20 protein-coding genes are annotated in these 17,825 nt (G+C 64.5%); 5 read left to right on the top strand and 15 right to left on the bottom strand.

Annotated elements, in window-relative coordinates; all coding sequences use genetic code 11:
• Positions 1–90 precede the first annotated feature (90 nt).
• On the bottom strand, positions 91–321 hold the full coding sequence (locus AC1VVK_RS11320; protein ID WP_482903057.1) for a hypothetical protein: 231 nt from the start codon (positions 319–321) through the stop codon (positions 91–93).
• A gap of 72 nt (positions 322–393) precedes the next feature.
• Here AC1VVK_RS11320 and AC1VVK_RS11315 point away from each other — a divergent pair, with 72 nt between their 5' ends.
• The gene (locus tag AC1VVK_RS11315) at positions 394–519 is read left to right on the top strand and encodes a hypothetical protein (protein ID WP_482903056.1); all 126 of its coding nucleotides are present in this window, start codon (positions 394–396) and stop codon (positions 517–519) included.
• 30 nt (positions 520–549) lie between these two features.
• A complete protein-coding gene (locus AC1VVK_RS11310) occupies positions 550–888 on the top strand; it encodes an EscU/YscU/HrcU family type III secretion system export apparatus switch protein (RefSeq protein ID WP_482903055.1) in 339 nt (112 codons plus the stop codon).
• Between the two features lie 155 nt (positions 889–1,043).
• Here the strand turns inward: AC1VVK_RS11310 and AC1VVK_RS11305 are convergent, their stop codons facing one another.
• Both AC1VVK_RS11305 and AC1VVK_RS11300 read right to left on the bottom strand, forming a co-directional pair.
• A complete protein-coding gene (locus AC1VVK_RS11305; protein WP_482903054.1) occupies positions 1,044–1,481 on the bottom strand; it encodes a hypothetical protein in 438 nt (145 codons plus the stop codon).
• A gap of 197 nt (positions 1,482–1,678) precedes the next feature.
• A complete protein-coding gene (locus AC1VVK_RS11300) occupies positions 1,679–2,395 on the bottom strand; it encodes an alpha/beta fold hydrolase (protein ID WP_482903053.1) in 717 nt (238 codons plus the stop codon).
• Positions 2,396–2,480: 85 nt separating this feature from the next.
• Here AC1VVK_RS11300 and AC1VVK_RS11295 point away from each other — a divergent pair, with 85 nt between their 5' ends.
• The gene (locus AC1VVK_RS11295) at positions 2,481–3,041 is read left to right on the top strand and encodes a TetR/AcrR family transcriptional regulator (RefSeq protein WP_482903052.1); all 561 of its coding nucleotides are present in this window, start codon (positions 2,481–2,483) and stop codon (positions 3,039–3,041) included.
• 53 nt (positions 3,042–3,094) lie between these two features.
• Here AC1VVK_RS11295 and AC1VVK_RS11290 read toward each other — a convergent pair whose 3' ends face one another.
• The 6 genes from AC1VVK_RS11290 to AC1VVK_RS11265 form a co-directional block, all read right to left on the bottom strand.
• A complete protein-coding gene (locus AC1VVK_RS11290) occupies positions 3,095–3,550 on the bottom strand; it encodes a hypothetical protein (RefSeq protein WP_482903051.1) in 456 nt (151 codons plus the stop codon).
• Between the two features lie 160 nt (positions 3,551–3,710).
• Positions 3,711–4,631, bottom strand: a complete 921-nt coding sequence (locus AC1VVK_RS11285) for an SDR family NAD(P)-dependent oxidoreductase (RefSeq protein ID WP_482903050.1) — start codon at positions 4,629–4,631, stop codon at positions 3,711–3,713.
• Positions 4,632–4,680: 49 nt separating this feature from the next.
• The gene (locus tag AC1VVK_RS11280; protein WP_482903049.1) at positions 4,681–5,889 is read right to left on the bottom strand and encodes a CaiB/BaiF CoA transferase family protein; all 1,209 of its coding nucleotides are present in this window, start codon (positions 5,887–5,889) and stop codon (positions 4,681–4,683) included.
• Positions 5,886–6,911 (bottom strand): alpha/beta hydrolase, encoded by a 1,026-nt coding sequence (locus tag AC1VVK_RS11275; RefSeq protein ID WP_482903048.1) that lies wholly within the window; start codon positions 6,909–6,911, stop codon positions 5,886–5,888. Before AC1VVK_RS11275 ends, AC1VVK_RS11280 begins: the two co-directional genes overlap by 4 nt.
• 110 nt (positions 6,912–7,021) lie before the next feature.
• Entirely contained in the window at positions 7,022–8,158 is a 1,137-nt protein-coding gene (locus AC1VVK_RS11270) for an FAS1-like dehydratase domain-containing protein (protein ID WP_132388156.1), read from the bottom strand.
• A gap of 32 nt (positions 8,159–8,190) precedes the next feature.
• On the bottom strand, positions 8,191–9,768 hold the full coding sequence (locus AC1VVK_RS11265; protein ID WP_482903047.1) for an acetate--CoA ligase: 1,578 nt from the start codon (positions 9,766–9,768) through the stop codon (positions 8,191–8,193).
• 127 nt (positions 9,769–9,895) lie between these two features.
• Between AC1VVK_RS11265 and AC1VVK_RS11260 the strand changes: the two genes are divergently transcribed.
• Positions 9,896–10,687 (top strand): IclR family transcriptional regulator, encoded by a 792-nt coding sequence (locus AC1VVK_RS11260; RefSeq protein WP_482903046.1) that lies wholly within the window; start codon positions 9,896–9,898, stop codon positions 10,685–10,687.
• A gap of 52 nt (positions 10,688–10,739) precedes the next feature.
• Here AC1VVK_RS11260 and AC1VVK_RS11255 read toward each other — a convergent pair whose 3' ends face one another.
• On the bottom strand, positions 10,740–11,513 hold the full coding sequence (locus AC1VVK_RS11255) for a DUF4019 domain-containing protein (RefSeq protein WP_482903045.1): 774 nt from the start codon (positions 11,511–11,513) through the stop codon (positions 10,740–10,742).
• Between the two features lie 277 nt (positions 11,514–11,790).
• On the opposite strand from AC1VVK_RS11255, the gene AC1VVK_RS11250 reads away from it, so the two are divergent.
• Positions 11,791–12,858: a hypothetical protein gene (locus AC1VVK_RS11250; RefSeq protein WP_482903044.1), complete on the top strand. Its 1,068-nt coding sequence runs from the start codon at positions 11,791–11,793 to the stop codon at positions 12,856–12,858.
• 94 nt (positions 12,859–12,952) lie between these two features.
• Here the strand turns inward: AC1VVK_RS11250 and AC1VVK_RS11245 are convergent, their stop codons facing one another.
• The 5 genes from AC1VVK_RS11245 to AC1VVK_RS11225 form a co-directional block, all read right to left on the bottom strand.
• Positions 12,953–13,405 (bottom strand): MaoC family dehydratase, encoded by a 453-nt coding sequence (locus AC1VVK_RS11245; RefSeq protein ID WP_132388146.1) that lies wholly within the window; start codon positions 13,403–13,405, stop codon positions 12,953–12,955.
• 68 nt (positions 13,406–13,473) lie between these two features.
• Positions 13,474–13,872: a hypothetical protein gene (locus AC1VVK_RS11240; RefSeq protein ID WP_482903043.1), complete on the bottom strand. Its 399-nt coding sequence runs from the start codon at positions 13,870–13,872 to the stop codon at positions 13,474–13,476.
• Positions 13,873–13,978: 106 nt separating this feature from the next.
• Positions 13,979–15,823, bottom strand: a complete 1,845-nt coding sequence (locus AC1VVK_RS11235; protein ID WP_482903042.1) for an acetyl/propionyl/methylcrotonyl-CoA carboxylase subunit alpha — start codon at positions 15,821–15,823, stop codon at positions 13,979–13,981.
• On the bottom strand, positions 15,820–16,134 hold the full coding sequence (locus AC1VVK_RS11230) for a DUF3088 family protein (RefSeq protein ID WP_482903041.1): 315 nt from the start codon (positions 16,132–16,134) through the stop codon (positions 15,820–15,822). The genes AC1VVK_RS11235 and AC1VVK_RS11230 overlap by 4 nt, the downstream gene beginning before the upstream one ends.
• A 5-nt stretch (positions 16,135–16,139) precedes the next feature.
• Complete coding sequence (locus AC1VVK_RS11225) at positions 16,140–17,741, bottom strand: carboxyl transferase domain-containing protein (protein WP_482903040.1); 1,602 nt, start codon at positions 17,739–17,741, stop codon at positions 16,140–16,142.
• Between the last annotated feature and the right edge of the window lie 84 nt (positions 17,742–17,825).

Raw genomic sequence — 17,825 nt, 5'->3', positions numbered from 1 at the left:
CGCCTTCGAGCGTGCAGCTGGCGCCCATCGGCAGTTTATCCAGCATCTGGCCGCCGGTTTCCGGCGTCGCCAACGTCCCATCGGCGGCGGCTAGCATGCGGACGCGGTAGATTCCCCCTCGCCAACTGTCAGCGCGCCGGAGGAATTGTCGATGTGGTAGGAAATACCCGCCTGTTCGAGCGCGGGCCCCCCGGCGCAGCGCTTCGCGCTGGTCGCCTCCTTCGCCTCGCGCACATTCGCCACCGGCGCGGCAATAGCCTTGCCCGGCTGTCCGGTCCTGCTGCTGGTGCAAGTGGTGACGGGCGTGGCCCCCGCGCTCAACCTCGTCGCGCTAGGCCTCTCGGCGGGCGTGCTGGGCGGAATCGCCGCCGTGACGCCCCCTGCGGCCATGGCATGGGCGAGCAGGAAGGCGAAGAGAGCTTCACCCCCACTGCCAAGCGCCAGAAAGATACAGCTGAGAAGGGCGATGTCATCCGTTCGCGCGAGATGGCGACGGCGGCGGGCGTGGCGATGGGCTGAGCATGGCTGGCACTCGCCGGGCCGTGGGTGTTGGACCAGCTGCTGCGCGCGGTGGCCAACGGGTTCACGTGGCGCCGCGCCGATATCGACGACTTCATGCCGGGCCAGCGCCTGCTGCAAGTTCTGGTCGAGCTCCTGCCGCCGATCCTCGTGCTCGGGATTGGCGTGATCCTCGTCGCGCTCGTTTCGCAGCTCGGCTTTGGCGAGGGGCGCTGGCTGGGCAGCAATGTCCTGCCCAAGGGGGCGCGGATCGATCCGCTCTCCGGCCTAAAGCGGATGTTCGGGCTGACCGGATGGATCGAGATGGCCAAGGGCATCGCCAAAGTCGTCCTGCTGCTGACGATCGCCTGTGGGCCCGGGCAGGGATAGCTACGCTCGTGCAAATGGGTGGCGGCACGGTCACAATCCCCTCCTGACCGGAGCCGTCGCGGACCCTTGATAAGCTAACTGGCGGGGGATCCAGTCTTCGTGCGACCTACCGGATGCCCCGTCCCGATTTAAGGCCGTCCCGTTTCCTGCCTGTCTCAGTGCAGCCTTGCGCCATTCGGCAAAGTGAGCGGCGCTGACATCCCGTCATCGCGCTCAAGACCCGAAAGGATCATCGAGACATAGGCCGCCAGCAGCGCCAGCCCGAACGTGGCGCCTTCGGAGATCACTTCCTCGGACCCATCGGGCAGGACCAGCGTCGCCAGGCACGATCCCGCGCTCCCGCGAGAGACCATGCAATTGACGTCGGGCCCGACGATGGCAAACACCGCGCTCTCGGCCGCCCCGCACGAGAGCATCGCCTCGATCGTGGTGGGCTCGAACGTCGCGCCGCTCTGCCCGTCCGGATCGTGCAGAAGCAACACGGCCTCGCGAATGCGGTCGTACTCCTCCGCGGACGCGCTGCCGGCGCAATCGTGAAGAAAATCGCGCAGGCGCGCGATCCAGACGTGGGTGTCGGAAACTGGTTCGGTCAAGGAACTCGCCATCGTTGCAGCCCGTTCAAGCGGATGCAGCCAAAATCCCAAAGTGGCTCCGGCTGTCAATCCGCACAAACAACGTGGGTTCTCACCCCGTATCACCTTGCTACAGCGTCACCGCATTTGGTGAAGCATGGATTCACGAACGCGATCGGCCGTTTTTGACCGCAAGTATCTCCTTAACCGAGCAATTTTCAGATCCGGGCGATGGCGTCCAGTCGCTCGGCGACCCAGTCAGGCTCGGTGAGCATGAGATCGTGACCGGTGTCGATATCCCACACACGCCCCTCAGAACGCTCGGTCAGCAGCGGCATATCGCGTCCTGGGATGGTTGATGTGCAGATCAGGTGGCTCTCGGGAATCGCCCGCATGGCCGATTCGCCAGTGAAAGCGATCTTCTGCGCGAAGCATTTCCACGGCTGCCGCGTCAGCCGCGCATCGGTCCAGGCGACCAGTTCCGGGTCTGTCACACCAAAAAAAGCGGCGAAGCCCGGCATGGGTTCAAGCACCACGTCCACCCCATCCACTTGCCGCATCGTCTGGCGCGCCTGATCGATCATCTCGAAAGCATGTTCGTGCAGCGATTCGCCGTCGACCGGATAGGCGGCATCCAGATAGACACGGTGCCCCACCCGCCCCGGCTGGCGATCCGCCGCGCCGGTGATGACCATGCCGCCATAGCTGTGGCCAACCAGGATCGCGTCGGTCAGATCCTCGAATTCCAGCAACTGGGCCACGTCGTCGATATGGGTGTCGAGGTCGATCGCCGGGCTCAGCAGATGCTTGCGATCGCCAAGGCCGCTGAGCGACGGGGTGTGAACCTCATGCCCCATGGCACGCAACCTCTGCGCCACCGGCTTGTAGCACCAGCCGCCATGACCGCCGCCGTGAACGAGAACGAAAGTCGCCATCTCAGCTTTCTCCGCAGTTATGTTATCGAATGGTAACTTCGGTTGCTCTTGCCCTTCTGTCAATCCCGGCGATAGCCTGCGAGCGATGGAAGCACCTTCTCCCCGCAATGGCGCCAGAAACGCAGAAGCCACGCGCGCGCGCATTCTCGATGCGGCCAAGCACTTGTTCTCGACCAGCGGCTATTCGCATACCGGCATCCGCGAAATCGCCGCGCGCGCCGGGATCAGTTCGCCGCTGCTGCTGCGCTATTACGGATCGAAAGCGGGGCTGTTCGAGGCGGCGCTGGATCAGGCCATGGCGGTCGATCCGCTGCTGGCCGTCGCGCCCGAGGACTTCGCCCGGCACATCACGACGGAATTGCTGGGAAGCGCGGAATCGGTGCAGCCTATGCTGATGATCGCCATGGCCTCCGGCGCGCCGGAAGCGGCCGAGATCGCCGCGCAGGTCTTCGCGCGGCGCTGCATCGCGCCAATGGCGGAGGCGATTGGCGGCGAGAGCGGCGCCGTGAAGGCGCTCGAAATCTCGATCCTGTCGATCGGCTTCGTATTCTTCCTGCGCCACCTGCCGCTGACCGGCTTCGGCGAAAGCGAGCGCGCCCAAGTGGCCGACTGGTTTACCCGCTGCCTGCAGGACTTGCGCGGCTGAAACTGCCCCCCCGCCGGGCAGCAATCTCAGCCACGAAGACTACCCGGAAAAGGTCACCGCTCTGCCCAGGCAATCGCGCCGATCCCATAGCCCAGCATCGAAACCTGACGCCCCTTTTCATCCGTGTAGGATGGCTTGGCAACGCCGGGTTGATTGCCTGATGGGCCGCTGAGCGCCTCAAGAACTTTGCCGACATCCGCCGTATAGCAACGCTTGTCCCGGCACGCCGTCGGCGCTGCAGCGCTATCGACGGGGCGCGCGTATACGAACCCCGACGAAGTGCCATAGGAGGTGCTGCCGTAGCCGCCCAGTATCTGAACATAGGGCTTGCCGGCCTGCCGAGCGAGTTCTGCAGCGCGATAGAGCGCCACATCCAAGGCCATTAGCGGATCTCGCACATGATATTCCGTGACGATCCTGTACGTGCCATCGCCTTGCAGCTTTTCCTTGTACCCTTCGCTGAATGCCCCACTTAGCGGCACGTAATTAGGCGCAGCATCGCGGGCCAATGCAGGCGGTGGACAAACAAAGGGCAGCAAGCAAGCCAAAAGCAAAGCGCATTATATTTCCAGTCGCACGAAATAGACGAGCAACTGCATACGATTTGGCGGTAAATAGTTTATTGATCACCCACCTAATCAACCCGCTTCTTACAACAATTTAAGCGGATCACGCCACGGTTTCCCGTCGGATCATCGCGAAGCCATAGAGTAGATGCTCAAGTTGCCCGTCCGGCACTGGCGGGAAGGCCAGCGCCTCACCCCCGTTACGGATGGTATCGATCTGCTCGGCCACTTGCTCCAGCGACCAGTCCGGCCGGAACGCGCCCTCGTTCTCCATCACCTTGGCCCGCGCCAGACGGCCACCCATGGCGACAAACATCTCGCCCGAAGCCTCACAGCTTTCATGGCAGAGATAGCCGACCATCGGCGCCACCTGTTCCGGTTCCATCGGCGGGAATTGGCTGGTGTCGATCCCTTCGGACATGCGGGTGACGGCAGCGGGCACGATCAGGTTGGACTTCACGTTATTGTGCTGCCCCTCGATCGCGGCGGTATTGGACAGGCCCATGAAACCCGCCTTGCACATCGCGTAAGTCACATTGTCCGACTTGCCGTAGAGCCCGTTGATCGAACTGGTCAGCACGATACGCCCGAAGCCCTGCGCCATCATGTGCGGAAACGCCTCGCGCACGACGTGATAGGCGCCCTTCAGGTGGACATCGAGGACGCTGGTGAAATCCTCGTACGCGAGTTCGGACAGGCTGCCGCGCCGCACGTTCCCGGCCGAGTGGATCAGGATATCGATCCGCCCGAAGGCATCGAGTGCGGACCGGATGATCGCCTTGCCGCCTTCCGGCGTGGCGACGCTGTCGGTGTTGGCGACAGCCTCCCCGCCCGCCGCGCGGATTTCAGCGGCAAGCGTCTCGGCCGGGCCTTCGTCGGTGGCATCGCCTGCCATCGAGACGCCGGGATCGTTGACGACGATCTTGCAACCCCGGCTCGCCAGCAACAGTGCGTGCGCCCGACCGAGCCCACGCCCGCCGCCGGTGATCACGGCGACACGATTATCGAAGCGCAGGTCGGCCATCTGGAAATCCTCTCAGGTTCTTTCCGCCAGCCTTGCCTGAAGCGTGGGCTCAGGCAACCACTCCGGCGCGGCGAAGCTGCGCAATTCGCTCCGGCGAAAGATCGAGCACGTCCTCCAAAATGGAATCGGTGTGCTCGCCCAGCACTGGCGGCGCGCTGGGCACCGGCTGCGGGGCATCGGTGAAGCGGATCGGGCGATTGACGATGGGGATCGGCCCCAGCGTCTTGTGCTGCGTTTCCACCACCATTTCGCGCTCCACCGCCTGCGGCTGCGCCAGCGCTTCGGACACGCCCAGGATCGGCGCGTGCGGCACTTCGTGCGCGGTGAAGATCGCCACCAGTTCGTCCACACTGTGACGTTCGGTAAAGGCGCTGACGATGGCGTTGACCTCGGCCCGTGCATCGCGGCGCTTTTCCAGCGTGTCGTAGCGCGAGTCTTCGGTCAGTTCCGGCCGCTCGATGGAGCGGCAGATGCGGCTCCAGAATCCCGGCGTCAGACAGGCAACGACGATGGAGCCTTCGCGCGCCGGGAAGATGCCATAAGGCACGAGGTTGGGATGCTGCGACCCCACCCGGCTGGGATCGGTGCCGTTGAAAAAGGCGAGCTGCGCGATGTAGCCCAGCATGCCGATCAGCCCATCCATCAGGCTGACGTCGATATGCCGCCCCACGCCGGTCCGCTCGCGCTCGTAAAGGGCGGAGAGGATGCCGATCGGCCCGTTGATGCCGCCGACCAGATCGCCCAGTGGAATGCCCAGCTTGGTCGGCAGCCCGTCCGGCTCTCCGTTCATGGAAAGCGCGCCGGACATGGCCTGAAGCACGATGTCGAAACTGGGCCGGTCCTTCAGCGGGCCGGTCTGTCCATACCCCGAGATCGAGCAATAGATCAGGCGCGGGTTGATCGCCTTCATCGCCTCGTAACCAAGGCCGAGCCGGTCCATCACGCCGGGCCGGTAGTTCTCCACCAACACATCGCACTTGGCCGCCAGATCGCGGACCAGCGCCAGCCCGTCCTCGCTCTTGAGGTCGACGACGATCGATTTCTTGCCGCGATTGACCGCGAGATAATAGTGGCTCTCCCCATCGCGCGTGGGCGGGAAAGTGCGCGTCTCGTCGCCGGTGCCGGGCGGCTCGATCTTGAACACTTCGGCGCCCATATCGGCCAGCGCCAGACTCGCGGCGGGCCCCGCCAGCACGCGGGTAAAGTCGATCACCCGCACCCCGGCAAGGGGCCCCGCCCAAGGTGTGTCTTCGCTCATCGGGACAGGTTCTCACGGAAGAAGGAAAGGATCAGCGCCACGGCATCGCGCCCTTCGGGCATGTGGAGGCCGTAGTGGTAGCAGTGCCCCATGCCCTCGCCCACGATCAGCGTGGAGCGGATACCGGCCTTGAGCAACTGCGAGTTGGTGAAGATCGCCGGGCTGAGGTCCATCGCGCGGGTGCCGGTGATGATCAGCGTGGGCGGGAAGGTGGCCAGCACGTCCAGATGATAGCCCGGCCAAGCGCTGGGATCGCGCGGGTCGCAACCGTCGAAATAGCCGCGCGTTATGTCGATGGGCGTGCTGCCGTCGGCGGGCGGCGGCGGGAACGAGCCGTCGATATAGCCCGCGACATAGGCGGACTCGCCGGCCCCGAACGGCACCCCGCCCGCGCCGAAAATGCCGACTGCCCCCGCTTGCGGCAGTCCGTGCGCTGGCAGCCATGCCGCCGCCTGCGCCGTCAGAGCGCCGCCTGCAGAACCGCCGTAGATGCCGATCCGGCCCGGCGCGTAATCTTCCAGCAGCGCGGCATAGACCGCCGCAACGTCCTCCACACCCGCCGGGTGCCGGTATTCGGGCGCCATGCGGTAATTGACGCTGACGACGCGGAACTTGCCGAGAGCGGCGATGGGGATCGCCTCCATCAGCGCAATGCCGTCCCACCCCACGGTGAAGGCCCCGCCGTGCAGGTTGATCAGCAAGCGTTCGGGATCGTGGCTGCCATCGGCGGGGGTGACGTCGAGCACCTCCACGCCGCCGATGGTTTTCGGGACGATCTCCACCGCGAAATTCTCGCGCAGGCGGGCAACGCCCTGCGCGGCATAGGCATTGATTTGCGCGCGCCGGGCCGCGATGTCTGCTTCTTGCTCTCCGGCGGCATCGAAGGCCGGCATTGCCGCGCGGGAACGCTGGAACGCTGCGGCTTCCTCGCTCAGCAGGCTGGAGGCGGGCAGGACGAAGGCCGGAACCCGCACATCGCCATTGGCTTCGAATTGCGGCGCCGCCGCTGCATCTTGTCCCACTGCCTGCTCTCCCATTGTTTTTCGCAGCATTCATACGACACGGCCCGGACCTTGCGCAAAGGTCCGGGCCGAAATCGCCATGCCGCTATCGGCGGCAATGCCTCTCGCGATCAGCCCTTGCTGGGCAGTTCCGCAACAGCGGTGCCGAAGGCCGAGAGTTCGCCGCGATGGGTGGTCGCCTTCTGCGACACTTCGACGAACTTCTTGCCGCCTTCCTCGAACTTGCGCGTCACTTCGCCGGTGATGATGATGGCATCACCGTCCGGGTTGTGGCGGCGGATCTGGCAGTCCGACTTGGTGAGGAAGCCGTCGTCACCGATCCAGTTGGTCATGTGGTGCGTCAGCCACGAGCAACGCTCCGGACCGTAGTCGTATGCGCCCGGCGCGCCCACTTCGAGAGCGAAAGCTTCGTCCCAGTGCACGCGCTCGGGGCAGTCCGGCACGTTGAAGCGGTTGCGGATGCCCAGACCCGGGTGCGCCTTCTGCATCTTGTAGGCCAGCTTGTTGGCGCGGATGTAGAGGCCGCCCCAGCCCTGCGCATAGCAGATGAAGCCGGTGACGGTCATCGGGCCCTTCATCATCGGCGGCAGCTTGTCGCCGACGTTCACGTCCTCGAAGTAACGCGGGGTGGCGCCGCGGATCTCTTCCTGGTCGTAGATGTCGTAGAATTCGTCGAGCTGTTCCTGGGTGAAGGGCTCAACGCGGCCACGCGCTTCGGTGTACTTCGTGCCGCGCTCGCGGGCCTCGTCACGGTCGGTGCGGAACACCCACGAGTCCGCGCCGGCAACCTGCTCACCGTGCTGGTTGAAGAAGTCGACGTGGTAGATCTGCTGGAACGAACGACCGGCGAACTTGGTCTGATGTTCGACCAGATCCTTGAGGTAAGCGACGGTGGTGATGGTGTCGTTGCGCAGCACCGGCTTCTGCCAGGTCCAGTCCGCACCCGCCCACATGGCGTGCACGCCCGAAAGACCACCGCAGTAGCCCGAAACGATGCGGCTGGTGGTGAACAGGAACGAAGGCAGCGCGACGATCGAGCCGTACTTGGTGTTCTTCGCGTATTCCGGATCGCACCACAGCGGATTGTCGTCGCCGATGCCGTGGGCATAGTGGCGGATCGCGTCGCGGGTGGCTTCGTAGTTCCACGGCTCGACGGTGTTCTCGATCTTCACGCCGATGCGGGCGCGCAGATCGTCGAGGCCGGCCTCGGTGATCTTGGGGAACTTGGATTCTGCTGTGGTTGCCATTTCGGTACTCTCCTGAATTCCTGAGATAAGTTTTAGCCGACCGCTTCAGCAGCTTTCGCCGCCTCGCGGTCGCGCAGCATCTTGCGGTGGACCTTGCCGGCCGGGTTCTTGGGCAGTTCGTCGACGAACTCGACGATGCGCGGGAATTCGTGCTGGGCGAGCTTCTCGCGGGTGAAGTCCTGAAGCTCCTTGACGAAGGCATCGTCTCCGGCGCGATTGGCGACGACGAAAGCCTTCACCACTTGCCCGCGCTTTTCGTCCGGCACGCCGATCACGCCGCATTCGAGCACGTTCTCATGCCGCAGCATGGTGTTCTCGATCTCGACCGCCGACATCGTCCAGCCCGCCGAGATGATCACGTCATCGGCACGGCCGCAGTGGTAGAAATAGCCGTCCTCGTCGATCTTCGCGCGGTCCTTGGTGGTCATCCAGTTACCGCCGCGCCAGAGCATCAGTTCACCGATCTCACCGGGCGCGGTGGGGGTGCCGTCAGGGCGCTGCACTTCCAGCTTCTGTCCCGGAACCGCCTTGCCGAGCGAACCGGGCTTCACCGTGAAGTCATGCGCGCCGGGGTAGTTCACCAGCACCACACCGATCTCGGTGGTCCCGTACATCGAGCAGACGGGCACCTTGAATGCGCCGTCGATGAATTCCAGCGTCGCCGGATCGATCGGCTCACCGGTGTAGGACAGCTTGCGGAAGTGGAACTTGAAGTCCCCCGCCGCGCCGCTGTTCTTCATCATCCGGTAGTGCGTTGCCGCCGCCGACATGTTGGTGATGCCATAATCATCCAGCGCCTTCATCAGCCGCACTGGATCGAAGCGCCCGGCGAAGGTGCCGGTGGTGACGCCGAGGCCGAGCGGCGCCAGCGTGCCGTGCCACAGGCCATGGCCCCATGCGGGCGAAGACGGGCAGAAGAACTCGTCGCCCGGTCGAATTCCGGTGCCGTAGAGCGCCGCGAACATCAGCGTGACGAGCGCCTTGTGCGTGTGCTTCACCGCTTCGGGCAGCTCGCGCGTGGTGCCGCTGGTGTACTGGAACACAGCGAGGTCGCCCGCCTTGGTCTTCGGCTCATAGGTGGCCGGATACTTCGCGATCTCGTCCAGAAGACCATCGTCCGCGACGATCACGCGCAGCCCGTTTTCCGCCGTCACCGCTCCGCGTGCGAGGTCTGCCTTCTCGGCATTGGTGATGAGGATCGCAGGCTTGCAGTCGTCGATGCGCAGCTTCAGCGCGTCCGGCCCGAACAACGTGAACAGCGGAACCGAGATCGCGCCGGTCTGCATCGCGCCAAACAGGCAGACGTAGAACGGCAGCGAGGGTTCCAGCATGAAGGCGATGCGCTCGCCCGGCTGCACGCCCTCGGCATCGAGCCAGTGCGCGAACCGCGCGGCCCCGGCGGAGATCAGATCGAAGCTGAGGATTTCATCGCGGCCATCGGCATGGGCGATCCGTACCGCCGCGCGGCCCGAACCATCGGCATGCCGGGTAATGCACTCATGCGCGATGTTGAGCACATCGCGGTCGCCGTCGAACAGCTCCCACAGCGCGGCCGACGAGGCGTGCGCCTGCGCATCGGCATAGCTCGAAAGGTCGGTCAACTTCGCCATCGCTCATCCCACTCCGCGCCGGACGCATCGCTTCTGCGACTCACATCTCGGCCGTTTGTTCTTGTGTTCAACAAATGTGATGAAGCAGGCTTGATTTGTAAATATTGAATGTTATTCTGTATATTGAATGATGGGCAGATCAGACCCTCTCGAAGACGCTGTGCGCGCCAGCAAGGCCCCCGCCATTGCCCGGGCGGCAGCAGTGCTGCGCCTGCTGGGCAAACGTGCATTGCCGATGGGGGTGCAGGCCATTGCCCGCGAACTCGGCCTCGTGCCCAGCACCTGCCTCTATGTGTTAAGGGCGTTAGTGGCCGAGGAATTCGTGGCTTTCGATCCCGACACCAAGCGCTATGCGCTCGACGCCGGCGTGCTCACCCTCGCCCGGGGATGGTTGAAGCGGGACCAGTTCAACGACCTTGCGCAAGGTCCACTCGACCGCATCTCGCGCGACTTCGGGCTGACCACATTGGGCGTGCAGGTCTTCGGGCTCGATCACATCATCGTCACGGCGATGGCGCAATCGGGCGAGGCATTCCAACTCTCCACACAGGTCGGCAGCCGCTTCCCCGCACTCGTATCCGCCACCGGCCGCTGCATTGCCGCTTTCGGTGTGGAGGACCTCGAAACCCTGCACCCGCGCTTCGAAACGCTGCGTTGGGACGACGCTCCGTCATGGCCGGAATGGTGCGCGCAAGTCGCCGAGGCGCGGCTGACCGGCATCGCTGTGGACGACGGCCACTACATCGCCGGTGTCACCGTGATCGCCGCGCCGGTGTGGAAAGGTGGTCGCGGCAGCGGCGCGCCTTCCCACGCACTGGTGGCCATAGGCATCGGCGCAACGCTGCGCGGCGAGATGGACCGGGTGAAGCAGGCGCTGGTCGGTGCGGCCCGCTCGCTCAGCGAGCATCTGGCCGGCTAGGGTCGATCCGAGGAGGAAACCCCGACGGCCATCCTTCGGACGCTCGCTCCGCCTACTCGATGGTCACGCCTGCCACGCGCCAAACACCATTTTCGCGCGCCAGCGAAACCGTCTCCACCGCATCCGCCTTGTTGGCGTAGCTGGTGCGGAACTTCACGACCTCATAGCCGGCAGGCGGCGCGGGCAGGTTCTCCTGACCGAGCAACGTGCGCGAAATCACCGCCCCCAGCGGCACACGCACCTTTTCGGAGGTTTCCGCCCATACTTGCAGGGTGTTCAGCTTCTGGAATGCGGAGCCGGTCCCCTTGTAGCTATCCTCCCAGCGCCCCTGATCCACCAGCGTCAACCACTGGCGCGCCGCATCGACGACCTCCTGATTGACCGCGCTGGTCGGTGTTGGCGATGGTGGTGTGGCGACTTGCGTGAGGCTGACGAGCGCCAGAAGGCCAAGGGCAAAGGTCATGAACAGAACTCCGATGCTGATCCGGGAATGGCGATGAAACCACCCCGCGCCGCCGATCGGCGCCTCTGCCTGATCCGCCTGGAGTGCCGCTGCGTCTCCCCCGATTCCCGCGTCCACAAACAATTGGGGGTTCGGAGAACAAGCATCGTCACCTTCCACTTGCAGCAGCAGGCGCGCCGCCTCCCGGCTGCTGGACACTGCCATCTTGCGCCGCGCATCGCGCAGTCGCTCGTTGATGGTATGGACCGAAAGGTCGAGGCTGCGGGCAATCGACTTGGCATCGTGCCCACGCACGATCAGGCGAAGCGTCTGCTTCTCCTTCTCGGTAAGGCCCCAGGAAGCGTGTTGCACCGGCATGTTCATACCTCCCGAGGCCTATGTAAGCCGCGCGGTCTCCACCACCCCAAAAAATTTGTACTTGGATCGGGGCGATGGTTTCCTGCGGTTCCCGACGCTCCAACCGACGCGCTGCCGGAACAGGCTCCGGAATAGGGTGGCCGTGAGGGCAAACCCCCTCGGCATTAAGGTTTTTCCCTAGATCCACGACAGGGAACTCCCAATGGGTCTTGGCCCGAATCCCCTCTATCAGCAGGAAGGCAAACGCCGGAGATGATGCGCGATGGAAGACGGCGCGAGACGGTTGAAGTTCTCTTTCGTCCTGCCGCTGCTCATCCTGTCCGCGACGGGCTGTACGTCCATCGGCGCGCAGCGCATGGGGATCGATCGGTCCGATTATTCCATGCGGCTGCTGCAGAACAACAAGGAACAATTGCTGCTCAATATCGTGGCGATCCGTTACGGCGATGCCCCCGCGTTTCTTGAGGTCAATTCCGTCATCAGCCAATATACGCGCGAAGGGTCCGTCCATGCCGATTTCGGCATCCATCCCGCACCCGACGATGCAGACGGAACTGCGGGAGCCAATGTCCTGCTGCGGGAAACGCCAACGATCACTTATGCGCCGCTGTCGGGCGAGCGCTTTTCGCGCAGCATGCTCTCGCCCATTCCTCCGGCCTCGTTGCTGGCGATGATGGAGGCGGGGTGGTCCGCCGAATATCTGCTCCGGCTTTCGGCCCGATCGATCAACGGCGTTCGCTCGGGCAGTCACGACCCTTTGTTTGCCGGCGGTGCAGATCCTCAATTTCCGCTGATCGTCAGAGCCATCGGCCGCTTGCAGCGGAGTGGCGGAATTGCCCTTCATATCGAGCGCGACGAAAAATCGCATTTCACGGCAAGGGCGGTCCTGTCGCGATCACCTTCGGACGTTGATCGCGCGGACCTCGATTTCATCAAGCGTGCACTCAATTTGCCGGGCGATGCCAAGGAACTGGCGATCCGCTTCGGAGCTGCCCAGCCGGCACCCGGCCAGCTTGCGATCGGTTCGCGGTCAATGTTCGAGATATTGACCGAAATGGCGCAAAGTGTCGAACTGCCGGTCAAGGATAGAGATGGCAGGGTTGCGGACGGCCAAACTGGTGTTGCCGGAACCGATGCGGCCGGGGAGCCCCCACTTGTCCGCATCCATTGCGGCCCCGATCGCCCTGCCGATCCGCATGTCGCGATCCGCTATCGCGGCAGCTGGTTCTGGATCGACGGCACGGACAGCGAATCCAAGCGCATGTTCCTGATCACGCAGATCCTGCTCTCGCTCAACGATTCCAGTACCGCGAACAACAATGCCCCGCTCGTAACCATCCCGACCGGTTGACCAAGGCGAGGATCAAACGCGAACCGTGCCACATTCCGCGGTCCGGAGGCGGTTCTTCCTCTGGACCGCCTCACCTGTGGCAACTGAATTGGAGTTACGCGTCGCGCTTCTTGAGGAGCACGGTGCGCAGCATCGAGAGCGCAGTCTCACCACGCTGGTTGGTCAGTTCGTGCTTGAACACGACGATGCCCTGCGTGGGGCGCGACTTGCTCTCGCGCATTTCGACCACTTCGGAATGGCAGGTCAGCGTATCGCCGATGAAGGTCGGCTTGGGCGTCACCACCTTGTCGAAGCCGAGGTTGGCGACGAGAGTGCCCACAGTCGTGTCCGCGATCGAAAGACCCACGGCGAGGCTGAAAGTGAAAGTCGAATTGACGAGGATCTGGCCGAACTCGCTCTGCTTGGCGAATTCCGCGTCCAGATGGAGCGGCTGCATGTTATGCGTCATCGCCGAGAACATCAGGTTGTCAGTCTCGGTAACGGTGCGACCCGGCTGATGGGTTATCCTGTCACCCACGGTCCATTCGTCGAAAAAGCGGCCCGGCAAAATCCTGTCTCCCTTTGGTAAAATGTCCGTCCGGGCGCGGATCACCGCGTCCGGCCGGACAGCCTGTATCAACGCGCCATGATGCGGATCTGCGGGCGAGTGCCTTGCGGGACTCGCTGGAAGGACGCGGTCACGCGGTCTATCCGGCGCGGACCGCCGGTCAGCGTGGTTACCCGCGTACAAGAATTCGCCCTGATGGTGGCGTTCACGCGGATGTTCTGCTGCCGGCCGTTATCAAGGCGCACCGTGTAGCTCGTCATACGGATCGGCGCGGCGCGCGTGCAGAGCTGGACCTGCCGGAAAGCGTTGCGACTGCCGACGGTGAACGTGCTGTGGGTGGTCCCGGGATTGACCGTCCGGGTGCCGAGCGTGGTCCAGTGCGACGGCGGCGCGGCCTCCGCCGGGGCAAGCGCGACAAGCGGAGTGGCGGCGACTGCGCCAAGGGCAAGAAGATACGAAAGCTTCAAGGGAATTCTCCTCGTATCGAATCCGTCGGACAAGGACGGACAGGAAAGGGCTAAGCCCATCCCGCCGAACTTAAAATGACAATTCGTGCAGGCCGCGATCCTCGCCTCAATCTTCGTGCGGTTCGACGCGTGCCAGCAGGGCTTCCACCTGAATTTGTGCCCCCGCGACGACGTTGAGTTCCGCCACCACGCCATCGAAGGGCGCCGCCAGCGTGTGCTCCATCTTCATCGCTTCCAGCGTCAGCAGCTTCTGCCCCTTGGTCACGGACTGCCCTTGCGTGACGTCCACCGCGATGACCTTGCCCGGCATCGGCGCAAGGATCGCGCCCGAACCGTCCGCCGCGCCATGCACGCCGTCGCGCCGCCAGAGGGTGAGCAACCAGGCCTGCCCCTGCTCGGTGACGAGCACGCCGTCGTCCGGCTCCTCGCTGCCCTCACCGGTCAGCTCGATCTCGACCTTCTCGCCGTCGAGCGAGAACCATGCCGCACGCGCGGGCGCTGCATTGAGGCGGAAGCCTGCCATCGGCACGGTCGATACCAGCGAGTTCGCGGCAGCCTGAAGCACCTCGTCCGAAGGCACGGGCACTTCTGCCATGCTCTCGCCATCGCGGCCGATCAGGCCGGTATCGACCTTGCCCGCTGCGAAGTCGGGATGCTGCAAGGCCTTGACGAGAAACGAGGCATTGGTCCGCACCGGCCAGACGGCGCTATCCTCCAGCATCTCGCCCAGCCGCTCACGGGCTTCGTCGCGGTCCTCGCCCCAGGCGATGACCTTGGCAATCATCGGGTCATAGAAGGGCGAGACTTCCGCGCCTTCATAGACGCCGGTGTCGATGCGCCCACCCTCAGCCTCGCCGAATTCCAGCAGTTCGAGCTTGCCGATGCTGGGCAGGAAGCCCTTGGCCGGATCCTCGGCATAGAGACGGGCTTCCATGGCCCAGCCGTCGATGGTGAGGTCTTCCTGCGAGAGCGGCAGCGGTTCGCCGCTCGCCACGCGCAGTTGCCATTCGACCAGATCGACCCCGGTGATCTCCTCGGTCACCGGGTGCTCGACCTGAAGACGCGTGTTCATTTCCATGAACCAGATGCGGTCTGCGGAGAGCTTGCCCGAACCGTCCGCGATGAACTCGATCGTGCCAGCGCCCTGATAGTCCACGGCCTTGGCCGCCCGCACCGCCGCCGCACAGAGCGCCCCGCGCGTCGCCGCGTCCATGCCGGGCGCGGGGGCTTCCTCGATCACCTTCTGGTGGCGGCGCTGGAGCGAGCAATCGCGCTCGAACAAGTGGACGACATTGCCGTGGCTGTCACCGAAGACCTGCACTTCGATGTGGCGGGGCGAAGCGATGTACTTCTCGATCAGCACGTGGTCGTTGCCGAACGAGGACGCCGCCTCGCGCTTGCACGAGGCCAGCGCGTCGATGAAAGCCTCGGGCGCCTCGACCAGCCGCATGCCCTTGCCGCCGCCGCCCGCGACGGCCTTGATGAGCACCGGATAGCCGATCTTGGCGGCCTCGTCGGCCAGGAAGGCAGGCTCCTGATTCTCGCCCATGTAGCCCGGCGTCACCGGCACCCCTGCCTCGGCCATCAACTTCTTGGCCGCGTCCTTCAGGCCCATCGCCGTGATCGAGGACGGCTTCGGGCCGACCCAGACCAGCCCGGCATCCATCACCGCCTGCGCAAATTCGGCATTCTCGGACAGGAAGCCATAGCCCGGGTGAATCGCCTCGGCGCCGGTCTGCTTCGCGGCGGCAATGATCTTTTCGCCCACGAGGTAGCTTTCGCGCGCCGCAGACGGGCCGATGTGCACGGCCTCATCCGCCTCGCGCACATGCAGTGCATCGGCATCGGCGTCGGAATAGACCGCAACGGTGCGAATGCCGAGTTCCCGCGCGGTGCGGATAACGCGGCAGGCGATCTCGCCGCGATTGGCGATCAGCAGCGACTGGATCATGGGTGACGCTCCGGGAAACCGTGACGGGTATGCAGCGCCGCAAGGACGCCTTCGATATCATTGGCGAAGCCGCCCTCGGCAAAGGCGAGCGCGGGAAGGTTCTGGTTTTCCTCGCCCAGCGCAGCGACCATGGCCGCACGCGGGCGCGGCCAGCGGACGCGAACGACTTCAATATTGCCTGCGCGCTCGGGGAACAGCGCCAGCAGGCCCTCCACCGTCACGCAATCCTTGCAGTAAAAGCGACGCTCGCCGCCAAATGCGGGATCCGCATAGTCGGTGTCGAGCACGAAGAGAGTATCGATCCGAGCCATCGCCATCACATCCTGAACACGCCGAACTGCGGCTTTTCGGGGATCGGCGCCTCAAGGCACGCGGCAAGCGCAAGGCCCAATACGTCGCGGGTCTGCGCGGGGTCGATCACACCGTCATCCCACAGGCGGGCGGTGGCATAGTAGGGATTTCCCTCGTCCTCGTACTTCTGGCGGATCGGCGCCTTGAAGGCCTCAGCCTCCTCGGGCGACCACTTCGCAGCGTCGCGGTGGACGGTGGCGAGCACCGAAGCGGCCTGCTCGCCGCCCATCACCGAGATGCGCGCATTGGGCCAGGTGAACAGGAAACGCGGGTCGTAGGCGCGTCCGCACATGCCGTAGTTGCCCGCGCCGAACGAGCCGCCGATCAGCACGGTGATCTTCGGCACCGTGGCGGTGGCAACGGCGGTGACGAGCTTGGCGCCGTGCTTGGCGATGCCCTCCGCCTCGTACTTGCCGCCGACCATGAAGCCCGAGATGTTCTGGAGGAACAGCAGCGGAATCTTGCGCTGGCAGGCCAGTTCGATGAAGTGCGCGCCCTTCTGCGCGGACTCCGAGAACAGCACGCCATTGTTGGCAAGGATCGCCACCGGCATCCCGTGAATATGCGCAAAACCGCAGACGAGCGTGGTGCCGTAGAGCGCCTTGAACTCGTGGAACTCGCTGCCGTCGACGATACGGGCGATCACCTCGTGCACGTCGTAAGGCGCGCGCACGTCCTCCGGCACGACCGCGTAGAGTTCTTCCGGATCGTACTTGGGCGGACGCGGTGCGCGCAGCGGCTGGTCGTGATGATGCAGCGGGCCGAGATGGCTGACGATGTCGCGCACGATGGTCAGCGCGTGCTCGTCATTGTCGGCAAGGTGGTCGGTCACGCCCGACTTGCGGCTGTGGAGGTCTCCACCGCCGAGGTCCTCGGCCGAGATCACTTCGCCCGTCGCCGCCTGCACCAGCGGCGGCCCGGCGAGGAAGATCGTGCCCTGCTCCTTCACGATGATCGATTCGTCGCTCATCGCCGGAACATAAGCACCGCCTGCCGTGCAGCTTCCCATGACACAGGCGATCTGCGGAATGCCTTTCGAGGACATCTGCGCCTGATTGAAGAAGATACGGCCGAAGTGGTCGCGGTCCGGGAAGACCTCTGCCTGATGCGGCAGATTGGCGCCGCCGCTGTCGACGAGGTAGATGCACGGCAGGTTGTTTTCCTGCGCGATCTCCTGCGCGCGGACATGCTTCTTCACGGTGATCGGGTAATAGGTGCCGCCTTTCACGGTGGCATCGTTGCAGACGATCATGCACTGGCGGCCAGAGACGGTGCCGATGGCCGTAATCAGCCCCGCGCCGGGAATGTCGTCCTCGTAAAGCCCCTCGGCCGCAAGTTGTCCCAGCTCCAGCAGCGGCGAGCCGGGATCGAGCAGTCGCTCCACGCGCTCGCGCGGCAGCAGCTTGCCGCGCGCGACATGACGTTCGCGCGACTTCTCGTTCCCGCCGAGCGCGGCCACCGCCACTTTCTCGCGCAGCTCCGCCACGAGTGCCCGGTTATACCGGTCGCGCGCCTGCGCCTCGGGGCTGTCGAGATTCAGGCTGGTATGGAGCACCGGCGCGCTCATGCCACGATCTCCGGTTGCGCTGCGCTTGCCATCGGGCTCTCTTCCCATGCTGGATTGATTTGCCCCGCCTATCTAGACCGGCCG

Source organism: Novosphingobium sp. BL-S-32, from assembly GCF_056857055.1.
Note: the sequence above shows the minus strand (reverse complement) of the source record. Positions and strands in the feature narration are given on the sequence as shown.